This is a genomic window from Pseudomonas sp. LS44 (genome assembly GCF_024730785.1).
Taxonomy (GTDB): domain Bacteria; phylum Pseudomonadota; class Gammaproteobacteria; order Pseudomonadales; family Pseudomonadaceae; genus Aquipseudomonas.
In genome coordinates this window covers 1,846,953-1,863,851 of sequence record NZ_CP102830.1, presented here as the reverse complement: position 1 = coordinate 1,863,851, position 16,899 = coordinate 1,846,953, and the positions used below count along the sequence as shown (strand labels likewise).

The following is a 16,899-nucleotide window of genomic DNA, read 5'->3' as shown; positions in this document are numbered from 1 at the left end:
TCAAAAAGAGGTCTGGTAAGTCAGGGCCAGGATGTAGGCCTTGACGGTGGTATCCACATCCAGATCGGCATACGGGTTGTACACCATGCTGTCGATGTCCGAGCAGTTGATGTTGCAGCTCGACCGGGCATCGATGCTCTGCTTGCTGACCAGATAGTTGAAACCCAGGTCGATCGTCGTGTCTTTGTCCCAGCGATAGCCGACGCCCAAACCGTACAACGTGGCATCGCCGATCGGTGCCAGTGCATCGGCCTTGTTGCCGGGAATCGCCGAAGGCCGCGGCTCGTAGCCCGCCCGCAGGCTCAGGCGGTCGTTGACGTCGTACTGCACACCCAGCGCCCAACTCCATACCGACTCGTAATCCCGGTCGAGGGTGATGGTGGTCGCGGTGGCGTTGTCCGGCGAGAACAGACTGGCAATCTTCAGCACGTCCAGCGGCCGGTCGAATTCCAGTTTGAATTCCTTCCAGGACGCGTAATCGGTCCATTTGACGTCGAAGTTGACCTGCCATTTGGGCAGCGGGTTGACCTTGATGCCGGTGGAAAAATGCGCCGGATAGGTCAGGTCCATCGACACGTTGCCGGCCTCTTCGTCGAACACTCCATCCGGGGTGATGCTGCTGAAGATCGCACCGATCAAGGAGCTGTCCAGCCCTTGCCAGAAGCCCTGCCAATCTTGCGAATAGTCGACCCGATACTTGCCCTGCAAGTGCATCTTCGCCTCGCTCTGATACACCGCGCCCCAGGCCAACCACTCGTAGGGCTCCCAGAGGAAACCGACGTTCCAGGTCGGCGATAGTGACTGCTGCATGTCGACATCAATGTTGGCGATGTCGGTGAACGGGCCAAGATCGCCGCCGCAAATATTCAGCAGGATTTCGAACGGGTTGCCCTCGATGGTGCACAGCGCATCCTGCGCCACACCGGTAAAACCGGTCAGTACGCCGGGGGCGCGAAAGTCCTGATTGAGCGCCACCGCCTGGTGGGAAAAGCCGATCGACAAGCCGATCGACAGCTCGTCGTTGACCTGATAACCCAGCGACGGCGAAAAATAGGTGATGCGCTGCAGCACCACTTCCTTGCCCTGATAACGCCCAGGGTCGTCGTCATCGCGTTGATAGCCCAGCGCTTGCGGGGCATACACATCGGTGGCGAAGGTGAACTTCGAGCCGGGCGGTGTGATCGACAAACCCGCCAGCGGGGCGAACAGCACCGGCACCTCGGTGGCGCCACCCAGGCCGGGCAAATACATGGCGGCCGTCGTGGTGCGGCTGGACTGGTTGGCCACCGGGTCGTTGTCCAGGCCGAGGAAATTGCTGCCGTAATCCGACGGCGCATCGAAGTCGGCGCGGATATCCATCACCCCGGTGAGGAACTTCACCATGGTCTGCCGACCTTTGAGTTTGGTCAGCGCCGCCGGGTTGTAATGCACCGCATCGATACCGCTGTAATCCGCGGTGATGGCGTTGCCCATGGCCATCGCCTTGGGATTGCCGATGGTCAGGTTTTGCGCCATTTGCGCGTGCGCCAGCCCGCCCCAGAGCAAGGTGATCCCGGCAACCGCTCGGGCCAGCGGCGATATTTTCATAGTCATGACCAGTTCGCTCGCCGCTTAGGGGGCCTTCAGGCCTTTGATGTCGAGGGGCAAGGACAGCCCCAGCAACACATCGGGCGAATCTTCGGTCATGCCGAAACCGGCATTGATGTTGACGATGTAATCCGGCGAGGTCCGCAGGCCCAGCGAGAAGTTCATGATCGCGCTGGTCTGCTCAGTGCCATCGAAACTGGCATCGGCGAAGGTGTAGGTCGGCTTGAAGCTCTGCGACATCTGGTAGGAGGTGGACAGCGATACGTCGTACGACAACGCGTAGGCGAAACCCATGCTCAGGTTGATCGCGGAACCGGGATCGACCTTGTTCAGCTCACGTCCGCCGCGCACCTGATGCAGGCCCGAGACCGGCACGTTGTAGGTGTAGCCCAGCGAGCCGAACAACACGACCGGGTCGATCACGTAGGACATGTTCGCCCCGCCACCGATGCTGTAGAAACCGCTGCCGGTCGCCAGGTCATTGTTGTTATTGATGTCGTACGGGCTGGTGCCGGTGGGCAGGCCAAGGGTCGCGTATAGCGTGGTAACCGGCTTGCCACGCGCCGACGACCACGGCTGCCAGCGCAGGCTGGCGGAGATATCGCCGAGGCTATATACGTCGATCTCACGCTCGGTATCGTACTTGGCCACCAACGGCAAACGCATGCTGAAGGTCAGGTTGTCCCAGATGCCGTAGTCGAAGGTGAACGAGTTGGTGAAGGTGTGCTGCGCTTCGGCCTGCGTGACCACGCTGTACACCTCGTCACCGGTGCGCACGGACTGGATTTGCGTGTCGCGCAGCAAGGAATAATCGAAGCCATAGGTCAGCGTGCGTTCGCCCTTCTTGAGTAGCGTGTAGCTCTGCTCCGCAGCCTGGAACACCTGTTCCAGCGCCTTGGCGCTGTCGGCGTCGTCGTCTTTCTTGCTCAACGCATCGCGCGCTTCGTCCACAGACGGCTCATCGGCCCAGAGGGGTTGCGCAGTCGTCAGCGCCAGCAGGGCCAGCCATGCATAACCGTTAAAACCCATGACGCTATCCCCAGTAATTTCTTGTTATGTCGGGCAGTGCAGTGGCTGCACTGTCACTTTCTACGGATGTATTGAATGTCGCCGCCGGAGCCCAGTTCGTCGGCCTGGTTGTCGAGGAATTTGCTCATCTGCGGAAAATCGTGGAACGCCAGCAGGCTGACAGTACGGTCATCGATGATGCGCAGGTCGCGCTCGGTGAGCGCCATGGCGTTATGCGGTTCCTGGCCATTGGGGAAGATCACGAACAGGACGTTCTGGTCCCAGATTTCCTCGAAGCGGGTACGGGTAAAACTGATATTGCCAAGCGCCGGATCGGCGACGAACACGTGATCGTTGTACACATCGCGCACGACCACGAAATGCTTGAAGCCGGCATAGTGGATCGGCACGATCGCCGGATGCTCAAGGGCATCCAGGTCGGCGAACTCGGCGCGGAAACCGCCGCTGTTGTAGCCGAGCGCACTGACGAAACGCTTCATGTCGAGTAGCGAAAAACCGCGGCGCTCGACGATCTTGTCCGCCTCGCCATAGCGCAGCAGACCTTCCATGACCTGGCGTTCTTCCAGGTTACGGCCGAGGAAATAATCCAGCAGGCTGGTCAGCGCGGCCGAACCGCAGCTGTAGTCGTAGGCTTGGCGAATGACGTTGCGAAACTGCAACTGGCTCATCGGCTCGAGCGTCACCGATTCGCGGTACGTCCCGGGCACCAGCGCCTGGGTGATATTGACTGTCCCCTGGGGCGGCGGCTTGGTATCCACAGCCTCGGTAAAACCGAACAGGCCAATCAGGCTACCCACGAGAATTTCGATCATCAGCAGTCCTGGTAAAGCGACTTTCTTATTAGGAGAAAAGCCTTACCAGCCGGGGCTGATAAGGCTTTTCGAGTCATGCGGACCGAGCGAACTCAGTGGCCCCAGACTTTAACGATGGTGCCACCCATGTTGATATCGGAAATCGCCAGGCCACCGATGTTACTGCCACCGGACAGAGCGCCCGGGGTCGCGCCGCTGGCGGCGGTGTAAGCGCCGCCAACGTTGATTTTCGCCACCGTCAGGGTACCGGTCATGCTCGGCAGACCGATAGCCAATTGCTTGGTGGCGACGGCTGTCCCACCACCGGCTGGAGTGATGCTGGTAGTGACCACGTCGACGGTCAGCGGGCTACTATCGGAAATGGAGAAACCGTTGAAGGCGATGCCGCTGAGGTTCAGCGCGCTGCCCTCGTCGATGTAGGCCACGTTGCCAATCGAGCCACTGAAGTTACCGGAGATGCTGATACCGTCCTGACCGGTCACAGCGGAAAGGCTGCTGTCATCCATTGCTTTGAGGTCGGCTTGTGCCATGAACGGAGCGGCCAGAATCGCTGCAGCGAGAGCCAGTTGTTTGAAATTTGTCATTGTTGTTTTCTCCAAGATTCACAGATGAGGTAGCTGTCGCGGACATCCTGTCCTGACAACTGGACCGACTCACGCCGGTCGACTAACAGTGGCTTCCCTATTACCGCCAGCCTGGACTCGTGAAGCACCGTGCTTCCCGCCCTGAACCTCAAATTACTGTCGTCGCCCTCGCCTGCCAGCCTATCCAAGGGATGGCGAATGGCAGGCCGCATTTGCTCCGCACTACAACTCGCTCAGCAACCCCATGCTCTTGCCCTTGAGTACCGCCTGGGTGCGGCTGCGCACCCCCAACTTGGAAAACAAATTGTGCAGATGCCACTTAATCGTGGCCTCCGACAAATGCACCGTATGGGCGATATCTCGATTCGACAGACCAGCCGCAACGAAACGCAAAATTTCTCGCTCACGGTGACTAACATCCTGATTTTCATCGAGACTTTGGTAGTCGACGGATAATCTGCGGCATTGCTCGCGGAGCATTTCGGCGACGCCCTGCCAGGCCACCGCACGTTTCGGTTCGACGGCTTGCCAGGCTTCCCAGAACGGCAAGAGCCATAGCGCATCGTCCTGAAACATCCGCCGGTAACCGCTGCTCCAGGCTTCTTCCAAAGTTGGCTGAAACAAGGCAAAGGCTTTTTCGCTGTTACCTTTGCGCCAGTACGCCACAGAAAGTAACAAGGACAGGCGCAAACGCCGGTCGCGCTGGTGTTCCGCCGTCTGTTTGGCCAGGCACTCTTCCAGGCACGCCTGCGCCCTGTCGGCACGCCGCTCGCTGAGCGACAAGCGCGCTTCGGTCAGCGCGAGTGCAGTGTCGGTATCCAGATAGCGAGCCGGCAAACTGGCCAAGTACTGCTGCAACTGCAAACAAATGCGCTCGGCTTCGTTGGGACGACGCAACCACAGCAGGAACTGCACCTTGCAGCTCATGCCCAGAGCGAATGCCCGTTCAAAACGAGCACCCTGCAATTCGGCCAGCCACTCATCGAGCTCGGCCAGGCCTTGCTCGGGCTCGCCAGCGAAGAAACGCGCGCGCGCCATGACCAATTTGCCGCGGCTGATCAACTCAACCGGCGTGGCTACATCGCGCCAGGTGGTGGCCAGCGGCAATTCGGCAAGAATCGCCGCGTGACGATCCTGTTCGTAAAGTAGGTCGGCATACGCCAGCGCCAGCGGGCCGCCGACCCGACTGCGGCGACCGAAAATACGCTCGATCAGCTCGCGCGCGGATTCGGCCACGGCGCGGCCGCGCTCCAGTTCGCCGTGCTCTTTGCAGATCAGTGATTCGATCAGGCTGGTCATGGCCTGCAGATAGTCGCTGCTGGCCAGCCGCAGGTTATCCCGCGCGATAGCGATCGACTTGCCCGCCTCACCGTACTCGCCAAGGAGTGCATAGGCGGCCGCTTGAATGCACGACAGGCTGGCGCGGAACACCGGCTGATTGTCAGGCGCCATGCCCAACCAGTGGCGGGCGACCTTCAGGCAGCTCTCCAGCTTGTCCTGGTACAACAACACCAAAGCCTTGAGCACCTGGGCGGCGGCAAACAGCTCCATCAGGCCGAAATGCATCGGTCGGCCACGCCCTTGCAACAGACGCGAGCCGACTTCCTCGATCAGCGCCTCGGCTTCGGCGAAGCGCTGATCGAAGGCCAACTGCCAGGCATAGAAGACCTGGAACACCGGGTGCTCACGAATCACATCGGCAGGCACGCTCTTGAGCATGGTGAGGATGTCGTAGACCCGATTGCTGGCAATCAGGTTGGCACCTTGGCGTTCGAGTAGGTCGGCAGCGAAGCTGAAATCGCGCGCGCGGACCGCATAACGGATCGCCCGCTCCGGCAGCTCGTGGCTTTCACACCAGCGCGCGGCTGCATGCAGCAACAATGTCGAGTCGCCGCGCTTGGCCAAGCGACTCTGAAGAAATTCGGCAAACACCGGATGATAGCGAAACCACTGCTTTTGCTCGCCACACCGGGCCAGAAACAGCTGGCCGTAATACAAGCGCGTCAGGGTTTCCTGGCCATCGCTACGTCCGGTCAGGGCGTTGCACAGATCGCCATTGAGCTCATCGAGCACCGATGTCTGCTCGAGAAACAGCTGAATACCTTCCGGCAGCCTGGCGACCACGTCCTCGCTCAGGTAGTCGGCAATAGTGCGCTCGGTACCCGACAGGCCAGCGAGAAACGCACGCCGATCCGGATGCACCGCCAACGCCAGCGCCGCCAGATGCAGCGCCGTTACCCAGCCCTCGGTGCGCACCTGCAGGATGTTCACTTCAGCATTGCTGAGCGGCAGTCCCTTGATCTCGCGCAGATAGCGTGCGGTTTCCTCGCCGCTCAGGCTCAAGTCTTTGGCGCCGAGGGAAAACAGCCAGGCCGGACTGAACTTGGTATTGAGCTGGTGAGGTTTGTAGCGCATGCCGGTGATCAAGCGCAGATTGCGTGGCAGACGCTCGATCAGATAGCGCGCCACCTGGCGCATCGACGGATGACGGATGCGATGGAAGTCATCGAGCATCAAGTAAATATCGCCGGGCAGCCGCTCGAGATCGACGACAAATGCATCTATCAGCGCCTCCGGCAGCCAGCTCTCATCGCCGTCCAACAGGCGACCGACATTAACGCCGAAATCCGGCGCGATGACCCGGACCGCGGCAACCAGATATTCCATCAAGCGCCGCGGCTCGCTATCCGACTCATCGCACGACAGCCACGCCACCTGAGCTCCGCGGGCGAGCAGATACTGGCGGTACTGGCCGAGCAACGTGCTTTTGCCATAGCCGGCCGGCGCATGCAGCACCACCAGGCGATGATCCTTGGCGGCGACCAGACGCTCGATCAGCGCCGGACGCGGCAGTTGTGGACGGTTTTCGTATGGCGCCGGGAAGAGTTTGGTGCGCAGCAGAGGTAAAGCATTCAGATTCGACAAGCGCGCACTCCTCAGTCCAGCAAATTGAGCTCTCGGGCACGACGGATGGCTTGCGTCCGGTTCCGTACCTTGAGCTTCTCGTAGATGTTATGCAGGTGCCATTTGACGGTGCCCAAGGCCAACTCCAACTGTTGGCCGATCTCCTCGTTGGACATCCCGCGCGCGGCGAGACAAATCACTTCGCGCTCACGCTCGGTGAGCCCTTCATCCAGCACATCGAGAGTCTTGCGCGCGGCGTGTCCAGGCCAGACGCTCAGCAGTCCGCGAATGAAGACCTGCAAGCCCGGCTGACGCTCGGCCGCCTCCAATTGCTGCAACAGCAAGCGAATCGCTTCGCCTTCTTCGATGAATAGCGCCCGCACGCCTTCGCGTTCGGCGGTGATCAGACATTGCACCAGCAACGACTGGGCGCGCTCCTGATAACCCAGGCGCTGATAGCTGAGCGCGGCGAGCAAATCCAGACGCAGGCGCTGCAAGCCATGCCAGCCTGCTTGTAGCTGGCCACGCAGTTGCGTGATCTCGTGCAGCGCCTCGCTGTAGTGACCGCGCGCCTGTTGCAAGCGCACCCGCGTCAGGCCTTGCATCCACAGCACCGGATTGCAGCTCATGTGCTGGTAGCCGGATGCCAGTTTGCTCCATTCAATACTGGCGAAACGTTGCTCGGCGCGCTTCAAGCGGTCGGTCGCCGGCTCCTGCAAGATCATCGCGATTTCATCGCCCACGGCTTGCACGTAGAAACGCCAGGCCTGATTGCGCGCCGCCAGGTTTTGCATCAGTACCAGGCTGGCCAGCGCCTCTTTGGGCTTGTCGTGAATGCGCTGGCTGCGCGCCAGAATCAGCATGCCTTGGGCATACAGATCGATCGGGTTGATTACATCGACGGTCGCCAGCGCCCAGCGCAGACGCTCTTCGATATTTTCCAGGCGGACCTGCTGATAGGCGATCAACGAATCGGTGATGACCGGCAACGCCAACGCCCGCGAGCGCTCGCCGAACCAGGGCAACACACGCATCTGCAGCTGTTCGAACGACAACTGCGCCTGGCGCACCTGACCTTGTTCGAGGCACAGGAGAATCTCGACGTTGGCCAGCTGCATGTCCAGATAGCGACCTTCGAGAAAATGCTTGCGCTGCTGGGCCAGCGCTAGCAACCGACGCGCCTGATCGGGCTGCGCCAGCATCACGTGCGCCAAGGCGCCGAGAATCAGCATCGCCACTTCGAGAAACGCGCTGTGCTGCCCAAGCTGGCCCTCGATACGCTGGGCCAATTGGATACAGGTTTCCAGATCGTCCTTCTGCATGGCCAATACCGACTTGATCGTCAGCGCGGCCATTGCCCGATCGCCAAACCCGCCTTCGCGCTTCGTGCTGGTCCAGCGCGCCAGCTGCTCATCGAGCATGCGATTGGCCTCGGGCAGCGACAGCTCCGCCGCCCTCGTCCACACATCGGCGAGAACCAAGACCGGATAGCGCTCGGCAATCGCGTCCGGCACCTGCTGGCGCCAGCGATGAATCAGGTTGAGTTGGCCGCGATTGACCAGCTCCAGACCACAGCCGTCGATCAGCGCGGCGAGCATTTCCGGATCGTCGGCCAGGCAGGCGTGCTCGATCGCCAGGTTCTGCATATGGTGGTTGGCGAACCACAAACTGGCGTTGAAATGCAGGTGGCTGAAGCGTTGCGGGTCGCGCTCCTTGAGGCGCGCGCGCAGAAAGTCGGCAAACAGATTGTGAAAGCGATACCACTGACGCTCGCGATCCAGCGGCAGGAGGAACAACTGCATGGTTTCCAGCTGCTCGAGCAATGCCTGACCGTCTTGCCGGCCAGTCAGCGCATTGGCCAGATCGCCGCTCAATTGCCGGGCCACGCCCAACGCCAGCAAGACGTCCTGCATATCACTGGGCAACTGCTCGAAGACCGTTTTCAGCAGGTTGTCGCCCACCGCCACCTGGTCACTGCCGAATCTGGTCATTTGCTCAGCGGTCAGCGATTGGTTACGCAGCAGCAGCGCCGCCAGATGCACGCCGATCATCCAGCCTTCGGTCTGGGTGTACAGGCTGTCGTGCGCCGCCACGTCCAGCTGCAAGCCGAGGCGTTCGAGGTAGTCGCGGGTTTGCGCCTTGCTCAGGCGCAGCTCTTGCGGACCGATCTCCAGCAGCAGTTCCTTGGCCCGCCAGGTGGCCAAGCGCAACGCCGGCTGAGCGCGAGTGCCAATCGCCAGGATGAATCCAGCCGGCGCCAGGGCGACCAGGCGATTAAGCGCGGTGAGCAGTTCGCCGTCCTGAAGCAGGTGCAGATCGTCTAGGACCAGCAGAAGCGGCTGATCGTGCTGACAGAGATCGGCCAGCAGACTTTCCATCACCGCCACTACCGGCACACGCATGGTGTTTAGGAGAAAGTTTTGGGCATTGCCGCCGAAGCCGGGAATCACGGTACCGAGGGCTTTAATCAGTTGCTGGAAAAACCTCGAAGGATCGTCATCTTCCGAGTCCAGGGACAACCAGGCGACTGCTCGTCCCGTATCGCGATGGCGCTCGGCGATCACCGCCAGCTCAGTGGTCTTGCCAAACCCAGCCGGCGCAGAGAACAGCAGCAGCCGCGCATGCCGATGCGCGGCCAGCGCCTCCTGGACGTGCGGACGGGCCACGTGATCGGCAGGGACTTGCGGCGGTATGAGTTTGGAGCGCAGCAAACTACCAGCAGCAGGATCGAGCACTACGTCCATGGACTGGGTCCTTCGATTATTTTTGTTGTTGTAATCGGAGCTAACTTCGCCGCCCATACTTATCAGCCCGTGGCGCTGCCGTAAACCCGTGCAGCAGCTCTAGGACGAATGCCGACGGCGAATTACAATCGTCTCCCAAGCCCGCCCGAGTCGCGCATGCCAACCTGTTCGCTCCATGTTCTGCCCTATCAGGCCGATCCTGCTCACTATTTCGCCGCCGTCCGTCATTTGCCGGGGGCGGTGCTGCTGGATGCCGGCCGGCCGGCGGCCGAGCGTGGACGCTATGACTTAATAAGTGCGCAGCCATTGGCGCAGTTGTCACCGGCCAATGACGAATCGGCCACAGATTTCCTGCAACGGACCCGCAGCGCCCTCGCCCAGCTGGGTCCGGCCAGCGCCCCGGAGGACTGCGAGTTACCCTTCGTGGGTGGGTTGATTGGTTATCTCGCCTACGACTTCGCCCGCCACCTTGAATGGATGGCTATTCAGGCGGTGGATGACCTGCAGCTGCCCGATGCGCGCCTGGGCATCTATCCCTGGGCACTGATCAGCGATCACCAGCTGCGCACCAGCCAACTGGTTTTTCATCCAAGCTTCGCCGACAGCGAACGGCAGCGCTTGATCGCCCTGTTCAGCCAGCCCGCTACCCTTCGCCCGGCACCCTTTCACTTGGACGCGCCATTTCAGGCCGATCTCAGCGAGGCTCGCTATCGCCAGTCGATCGAACGCATTCAGGCCTACATCCAGGCCGGCGACTGCTATCAGGTGAACTTCGCCCAACGCTTTCGCGCGCCATGCCAGGGCGATCCGTGGAGCGCGTATCAAGCGTTGCGGGCGAGCTGTCCGACACCGTTTGCGGCATTTCTCGCCCTAGAGGATGGTGGCGCCATTGTCAGCCTGTCGCCGGAGCGCTTTCTGCGGGTCAGCGAGCGCCAGGTGGAAACCCGGCCCATTAAAGGCACTCGACCGCGTGGCGGCGACCCCAGCACGGATGCCGCGCAGGCCGCCGAACTGCTCGCCAGCAGCAAGGATCGCGCGGAAAACCTGATGATCGTCGACCTGCTGCGTAATGACCTCGGGCGCAGCTGCAAGACCGGCTCGGTACGCGTGCCGGAGTTGTTCGCCCTAGAGAGTTACCCCAACGTGCATCACCTGGTCAGCAGCGTCAGGGGCGAGCTCGCGCCTGGCAAAGATGCGCTGGATCTGCTCGCGGGCAGCTTTCCCGGCGGCTCGATCACCGGCGCACCGAAGATCCGCGCGATGCAGATCATCGACGAGCTGGAGCCTACTCGCCGAGCGATCTACTGCGGCTCGCTGCTGTATCTGGATGTGCGTGGCGAGATGGACAGCTCGATCGCCATCCGAAGCCTGCTGATCAAAGATGGCCAGGCCAGCTGCTGGGGCGGCGGCGGCATCGTCGCCGACTCGGATTGGCAGGCCGAATATGCAGAGTCGATTACCAAGGTAAAAGTCCTGCTGGATACCCTGGAGCAGCTCAGCGCATAGCGCCGGCACCTTTCGATCCATAAATCTCGCCCATGAAAAAGCCCGCCGAAGCGGGCTTTTTCATGGGCTGAATCCTTACAGACTCAGCTGACGGTTGGACGCCTTGATGAACTCGCGCTTGAGGTCTTCGAAGGTGTGCACCGCCGGGAACTGCGGGAACTCGCGGATCACGTTCTCCGGCGCATGGAACAGGATGCCGGCATGGGCTTCGCTGAGCATGGTGGTGTCGTTGTACGAGTCGCCAGCGGCGATGACCCGATAGTAGAGACTCTTGAAGGCCAGCACGGATTGGCGCTTGGGATCCTTCTGGCGCAGTTGGTAATCCACCACGCGGTTAGTTTCGTCGGTAATCAGCTTGTGGCACAGCAGGGTCGGGAAGCCCAGCTGGCGCATCAACGGCTGGGAAAACTCGTAGAAGGTATCCGACAGAATCACCACCTGGAACCGCTCGCGCAGCCAGTTGACGAATTCCACGGCACCATCCAGCGGCTTCAGCGTGGCGATCACTTCCTGGATATCGGCGAGCTTCAGGCCGTGCTCGTCGAGGATACGCAGACGCTGCTTCATCAGCACGTCGTAGTCAGGAATATCCCGGGTGGTGGCCTTGAGCGCATCGATACCGGTTTTTTCAGCGAAGGCGATCCAGATTTCTGGAACCAGGACCCCTTCCAGGTCGAGACAGGCGATTTCCACAGGACACTCCCAGGTGAGCTAGCAAGAAGAAGGCGGCACTCTAACGGCTCACCTGCACAGGTGCAATCCAGGGTTATAGCCTTGATGACCGGAGGGACGCCGCTTGGTTATTTAGGCCATTGGGGGCTTTTTGTTACCATCCACAGCACAGAGCGCCCAAGCGCCACCAAACCTAGGAAAAACGCCTGATGAGCCATCCTTTCAACGTCGCCGAGCTAGCCGCGACTTACGCCAACAAGTCCCCGCAGGACATTCTCAAGCTTGCTTTCGAACATTTTGGCGACGACCTGTGGATTTCCTTCAGCGGCGCCGAAGACGTGGTGCTGGTGGACATGGCCTGGAAGCTGAACAAGAACGTCAAGGTATTCAGCCTGGATACCGGCCGTCTGCATCCGGAGACCTACCGCTTCATCGAACAGGTACGTGAGCATTACGGCATCGCCATCGAACTGATCTCCCCGGATCCGCGCTTGCTCGAGCCGCTGGTCAAGGAAAAGGGTCTGTTCAGCTTTTATAAGGATGGTCACGGCGAGTGCTGTGGGATCCGCAAGATCGAACCCTTGAAGCGCAAGCTGTCCACCGTTCGCGCCTGGGCCACCGGTCAGCGCCGCGATCAGAGCCCGGGCACGCGCAGCGCCGTGGCCGCTCTGGAAGTGGACAGCGCCTTCTCTACCCCTGAAAAACCGTTGTACAAGTTCAACCCGCTGGCGCAGATGAGCAGCGAAGAAGTCTGGGCGTACATTCGCATGCTCGAATTGCCCTATAACAGCCTGCACGAACGCGGTTTCATCAGCATCGGTTGCGAGCCCTGCACGCGTCCGGTACTGCCCAACCAGCACGAGCGCGAAGGTCGCTGGTGGTGGGAGGAAGCCACTCAGAAGGAATGCGGGCTACACGCCGGTAACCTGATCGCGAAGAGCTGAACCTATGCGCATCACCCTGGTGAAAAAAGTCCTGGCCGACGGGCAGGACTGCCGCAAATGTCGCGATGTGCTCGAACAACTCGAGCGGCGCGGTCACCTGGGACATATCGACCGCATTCTGGTCGCCGACGAGCGCGACCCCGGCAGCGCTGGCTGGATGGTTGCTCAGCACTACGGCGTGGAGGCCGCGCCATTCTTCGTGGTTCGCCAGGACGATGGCCGCGAACAGGTTTACAGCGTGTTCCTTGCCTTCCTCCATGAGGTGCTGGAGCCTCACGGCAAAGAAGCGCCCAGCACCACGCCCGAAGACTTGGCAGCACTGGCCCTGCGCGATGGCCTCGACCGGCTTTGAGCCAGCGCTCGCATAAAAAAGCCCGGCACTTGGCCGGGCTTTTTTATCTCTGCGCCGAATCAGTAAACCGGCAGCTCCACATCATGGAACAACTCTTCCAACTCGGACTTGTTGTGGCATTGCACGGCCTTCGCCAGCATGTCGCGGGTCAGATGCGGGGCGAATTTCTCGATGAAGTCGCACATGAATCCGCGCAGGAACGTGCCACGCCGGAAACCGATCTTGGTCACGCTGGACTCGAACAACTCGCTGGCATCCAGCACCACCAAGTCGGTATCGAGCTTCGGATCGACGGCCATCTTGGCCACGATGCCCACACCGAGACCGAGTCGCACATAGGTTTTGATCACGTCGGCGTCGGCGGCGGTGAATACCACTTTGGGCGACAGGCCACGATGGTTGAAGGCTTCATCGAGCTTCGAACGACCGGTGAAGCCGAACACGTAAGTCACGATCGGATGCTCGGCCAGCGCTTCCAGGGTCAGCTTCGGCAGCTTGGTCAGCGGATGCCCTTGCGGTACCACCACACAACGGTTCCAGCGGTAGCACGGCATCATCACCAGATCACCGAACAGCTCCAGCGCTTCGGTGGCAATGGCGAAATCGACGGTGCCATCGGCGGCCATTTCGGCAATCTGCATGGGTGTGCCCTGGTGCATATGCAGAGCGACATCCGGGTACTGCTTGATAAAACTGCTGATGATTGGCGGCAAGGCGTAGCGCGCCTGAGTGTGCGTGGTGGCGATCGACAGTGTGCCTTTCTTCTCGTTGGAGAACTCCTGCGCGATTTGCTTGATGCTCTCAACCTTGCGCAGAATTTCCCCAGCGGTGGTGATAATCCGCTCGCCAGCCGGCGTAACTCGGGTCAAATGTTTGCCGCTACGCGCGAAAACCTCGACGCCCAACTCGTCTTCCAGCAAACGAATCTGTTTGCTGATACCAGGCTGCGAGGTGTACAGGCTTTGCGCAGTGGCAGACACGTTAAGGTCGTGGTGCGCTACTTCCCAGATGTAACGCAGTTGCTGAAGCTTCATAGATATCCCTCAAAGCAAAAATACGACGCTGATTACACCAGCGGCGGTATATAACCATATTAATGGTTAGAAGAATAAAACTAGACGTTTTTCCCCACTTTGCTTGCCATTCGTCTAACAGTTCACGGCTCCAACCGTTGCCGATGCTGAATGAGGGGCACCAAGTACACCGGCATTTCCGCCAGATGCAGTAGACGGGCGGCGGTACGCCCCATCGGAACGTCCAGTTCGTTGCCATGGCTATGGCTGCCAATCACCAACAGATCGACCGCCAACCTTTTGCTTTCTTCGTGAATCACTTGCGGCGGATCGCCCTGGACAACCCGCACCGCGCGGATCATGGAAATATTCTGCGGGGCATCGCTGAGCTCATCCCGAAACGCCTCTAGCACCCGTTCCTCAATGCTCGACATAACCGCCGGCAGGCCTTTGCTGCGCATTTCATCGAGGGTGTCCTGGTCCAGATAGGTTTTCAGCACAGACTCGGCGAACAGGCTCATCGGCTCGACCGCATGGATCACATGCAGGTCGGCGCGAAAGGCCTGGGCCAACGTCAAGGCATGCTGCAACACGAATGGCGCGTAGAGGCCGAGATCAGTGGCGTAGAGAATCGAACGGATCATCACTCTCCTCGACGGGGGTCTGGCGAGTCTGATTTGAGCTTAGCAGTGCCAAGCGCAAAACAATGGCGCCAGGCGGCGCCGAGATGAGCGGTGAAATTTACACTTGGGGTTCGTTGCTAATCCCGTGGGGTACATGACCAGTGGCGACCAATTCGCGAGCCTTTTCGCAATGCCCCAACTGGTCGTCGAAAAACACATCGGCGCCGAAAGTTTCGAGAATCGCCGCCTTCTCCAAGCCGCCGAGAAAAAACGACTCATCCAGACGGATATTCCACTCACGCAGGGTGCGGATGACTCGCTCGTGCGCGGGCGCCGAGCGGGCGGTTACCAACGCCGTGCGGATTGGGCAGGCCTCACTGGGGAACTCCTGCTGCAAACGATGCAACGCGAAGAGGAAGGGTTTGAAGGGGCCGCCACCGAGCAGCTCACGCGCCGACTCGCGTTCATGGTCCTGAAAAGCCATCAACCCGCCCTTCTGGTAAACCCGCTCGGACTCGTCGGAAAACAACACCGCATCGCCATCGAAGGCGATGCGCAATTCAGTGCTGGCTTCCCGCCGTGGCCCGCCGGACAGAATCGTCGCGGCGCCGAAGCCTGACGCCAGTGCGCTGCGCACATCTTCGGCATGTGTGGAAAGAAACAGCTGGCAACCGAACGCCGCCAAGTACGGATCAGGACTACGTCCGCCGACGAACGCCGCGCGGGAAATGCCCAAGCCGTAGTGCTGGATCGAGTTGAAGGCACGCAAACCGGTGTCCGCGCTGTTCCGCGAAACCAGAATGACTTCGACCCTCGGCTGGCCCAAGACGGTATTGAGGCCAAGCAGCTTCTCTACCAGAGGAAAGGCATCCCCCGGCATGAGAATCTCGTCCTCATGCTCGATCTGGTACTGACGATAGGCGTCGACGCCGTCGGCCTCATAAATCCGGTGGCTTTCGCGCAGATCGAACAGCGCTCGCGAGGAAATCGCCAAGACCAGCTTGTCGCCCAGCCCTTTGCTCATATCGACCTCAACTCAGATTGCGTTCATCGAGAAAGCGTAACGTTTGATACAGCGCCTGGATGCGCGGCAGCTCGCATCGACTCCACTGCCAAGCCATTTTGTAACAACACAACCTCGGCGTCTTGAGCCGTCACCTGAATGATCGCCGGGAGCAAACTTGATTGCTGGCGGTCTTGGCGCCGACCAGCACCAATCGCGGAGCGGCATCTGCTCCGCGAGTGATAGGCCAGAACCAGCAGCAATTCGTAAACCCACAATGCCACCGGTACCGATAATGCCAATACGCGGACGTGCTAAATCAGATATCAGGGAAGTTCCTCAACAGGGCGCAGCAATGCTCGCTCAAGGGCGTCAAGCAGATCGAGGGCGTTCAAACGCGACGATAGGAGGCCGTAATAAAAGCCGTCACGAATCACAAAGATCGACGGCAAATAAAACACTTCATAGCGCTCGACCAAACCCCCGTTATTTCCCGCATCAACCCAGCACAGCCGGTCGATCGGCAAAACCACATTGGGTAGTTCACGACGCGCCCAACGGCAACTGGCACAGCCCATGCTGGTGAATACCAACAACGAGGTGCCAGGCAGGTCGAGCAGTCGACGATCGGCATCTAGATCGGTCAGTTCCATGCCGACTATTAAGTTCTTGGACGTGGTTTGCACAGCCCCCTCACCTGGAATTCGTCTCAATGCGACAATTTTTGCGTCATCCCAGCGAACTGCCGGTTGAACTCATCAAGCGTAAACACGCGTTTCTACCCAAACAACGCTTGCACAATATCAGCTTGGGGGGCGTGGCCTGTAACTCGATCAAGGGATTCCGCCGCGGCACCGCGGTGGAGTTACACATCCCTTTGCTGGGCGAGCAGGCGCGCTGCGCGGGTGTCGTCGCCTGGTGCCGCAAACAAGCGGGCGATTATTTGGTAGGTGTCGCATTCATCGATGAAGACTCGCTGTTTCGCGCCCGCATGGTGGAGCAGGTCTGCCAAATCGAGCAGTACCGAATGCAGCGCGAACGGCAAGCCGGACAAGCCCTACCGGTGGAAGTGATCGCCAAAGAATGGATTTCGCAACACGCTGCTGATTTCCCGAGTGCCCTATGA

The 16,899-nt window shown here is 60.1% G+C and carries 15 protein-coding genes; 4 read left to right on the top strand and 11 right to left on the bottom strand.

Features of this window, described 5'->3' with window-relative positions; all coding sequences use genetic code 11:
- From NVV93_RS08385 to NVV93_RS08360, 6 genes are all read right to left on the bottom strand, one after another.
- On the bottom strand, window positions 1–1,593 hold the full coding sequence (locus tag NVV93_RS08385) for an outer membrane protein transport protein (RefSeq protein ID WP_258253971.1): 1,593 nt from the start codon (window positions 1,591–1,593) through the stop codon (window positions 1–3).
- Between the two features lie 18 nt (window positions 1,594–1,611).
- The gene (locus NVV93_RS08380; protein WP_258253970.1) at window positions 1,612–2,616 is read right to left on the bottom strand and encodes a transporter; all 1,005 of its coding nucleotides are present in this window, start codon (window positions 2,614–2,616) and stop codon (window positions 1,612–1,614) included.
- 53 nt (window positions 2,617–2,669) lie between these two features.
- Window positions 2,670–3,428: a C39 family peptidase gene (locus NVV93_RS08375; RefSeq protein ID WP_258253969.1), complete on the bottom strand. Its 759-nt coding sequence runs from the start codon at window positions 3,426–3,428 to the stop codon at window positions 2,670–2,672.
- A gap of 92 nt (window positions 3,429–3,520) precedes the next feature.
- Window positions 3,521–4,012, bottom strand: coding sequence for a DUF6160 family protein (locus NVV93_RS08370; protein WP_258253968.1), 492 nt, complete (start codon window positions 4,010–4,012; stop codon window positions 3,521–3,523).
- 222 nt (window positions 4,013–4,234) lie between these two features.
- Window positions 4,235–6,937 (bottom strand): LuxR C-terminal-related transcriptional regulator, encoded by a 2,703-nt coding sequence (locus tag NVV93_RS08365; RefSeq protein ID WP_258253967.1) that lies wholly within the window; start codon window positions 6,935–6,937, stop codon window positions 4,235–4,237.
- An 11-nt stretch (window positions 6,938–6,948) separates the two neighbouring features.
- On the bottom strand, window positions 6,949–9,660 hold the full coding sequence (locus tag NVV93_RS08360) for a LuxR C-terminal-related transcriptional regulator (RefSeq protein ID WP_258253966.1): 2,712 nt from the start codon (window positions 9,658–9,660) through the stop codon (window positions 6,949–6,951).
- A 156-nt stretch (window positions 9,661–9,816) separates the two neighbouring features.
- Between NVV93_RS08360 and pabB the strand changes: the two genes are divergently transcribed.
- Window positions 9,817–11,166: an aminodeoxychorismate synthase component I gene (gene pabB, locus NVV93_RS08355; RefSeq protein ID WP_258253965.1), complete on the top strand. Its 1,350-nt coding sequence runs from the start codon at window positions 9,817–9,819 to the stop codon at window positions 11,164–11,166.
- Window positions 11,167–11,241: 75 nt separating this feature from the next.
- On the opposite strand, the gene thrH is transcribed toward pabB, so the two are convergent.
- Window positions 11,242–11,859, bottom strand: coding sequence for a bifunctional phosphoserine phosphatase/homoserine phosphotransferase ThrH (gene thrH, locus NVV93_RS08350; protein WP_258253964.1), 618 nt, complete (start codon window positions 11,857–11,859; stop codon window positions 11,242–11,244).
- A gap of 188 nt (window positions 11,860–12,047) precedes the next feature.
- Between thrH and NVV93_RS08345 the strand changes: the two genes are divergently transcribed.
- Both NVV93_RS08345 and NVV93_RS08340 read left to right on the top strand, forming a co-directional pair.
- Complete coding sequence (locus tag NVV93_RS08345) at window positions 12,048–12,782, top strand: phosphoadenylyl-sulfate reductase (RefSeq protein WP_258253963.1); 735 nt, start codon at window positions 12,048–12,050, stop codon at window positions 12,780–12,782.
- Window positions 12,783–12,786: 4 nt separating this feature from the next.
- On the top strand, window positions 12,787–13,134 hold the full coding sequence (locus NVV93_RS08340) for a hypothetical protein (protein ID WP_258253962.1): 348 nt from the start codon (window positions 12,787–12,789) through the stop codon (window positions 13,132–13,134).
- A gap of 59 nt (window positions 13,135–13,193) precedes the next feature.
- On the opposite strand, the gene cysB is transcribed toward NVV93_RS08340, so the two are convergent.
- The 4 genes from cysB to NVV93_RS08320 all read right to left on the bottom strand — a co-directional run bounded on the left by cysB (window position 13,194) and on the right by NVV93_RS08320 (window position 16,426).
- On the bottom strand, window positions 13,194–14,168 hold the full coding sequence (cysB, locus tag NVV93_RS08335) for an HTH-type transcriptional regulator CysB (protein ID WP_258253961.1): 975 nt from the start codon (window positions 14,166–14,168) through the stop codon (window positions 13,194–13,196).
- A 122-nt stretch (window positions 14,169–14,290) separates the two neighbouring features.
- The gene (locus NVV93_RS08330; protein WP_258253960.1) at window positions 14,291–14,791 is read right to left on the bottom strand and encodes a universal stress protein; all 501 of its coding nucleotides are present in this window, start codon (window positions 14,789–14,791) and stop codon (window positions 14,291–14,293) included.
- A gap of 97 nt (window positions 14,792–14,888) precedes the next feature.
- Window positions 14,889–15,794: a 5'-nucleotidase gene (locus NVV93_RS08325; protein ID WP_258253959.1), complete on the bottom strand. Its 906-nt coding sequence runs from the start codon at window positions 15,792–15,794 to the stop codon at window positions 14,889–14,891.
- Between the two features lie 305 nt (window positions 15,795–16,099).
- Entirely contained in the window at window positions 16,100–16,426 is a 327-nt protein-coding gene (locus tag NVV93_RS08320; RefSeq protein ID WP_258253958.1) for a thioredoxin, read from the bottom strand.
- 59 nt (window positions 16,427–16,485) lie between these two features.
- Between NVV93_RS08320 and NVV93_RS08315 the strand changes: the two genes are divergently transcribed.
- Window positions 16,486–16,899, top strand: a complete 414-nt coding sequence (locus tag NVV93_RS08315) for a PilZ domain-containing protein (RefSeq protein ID WP_258253957.1) — start codon at window positions 16,486–16,488, stop codon at window positions 16,897–16,899.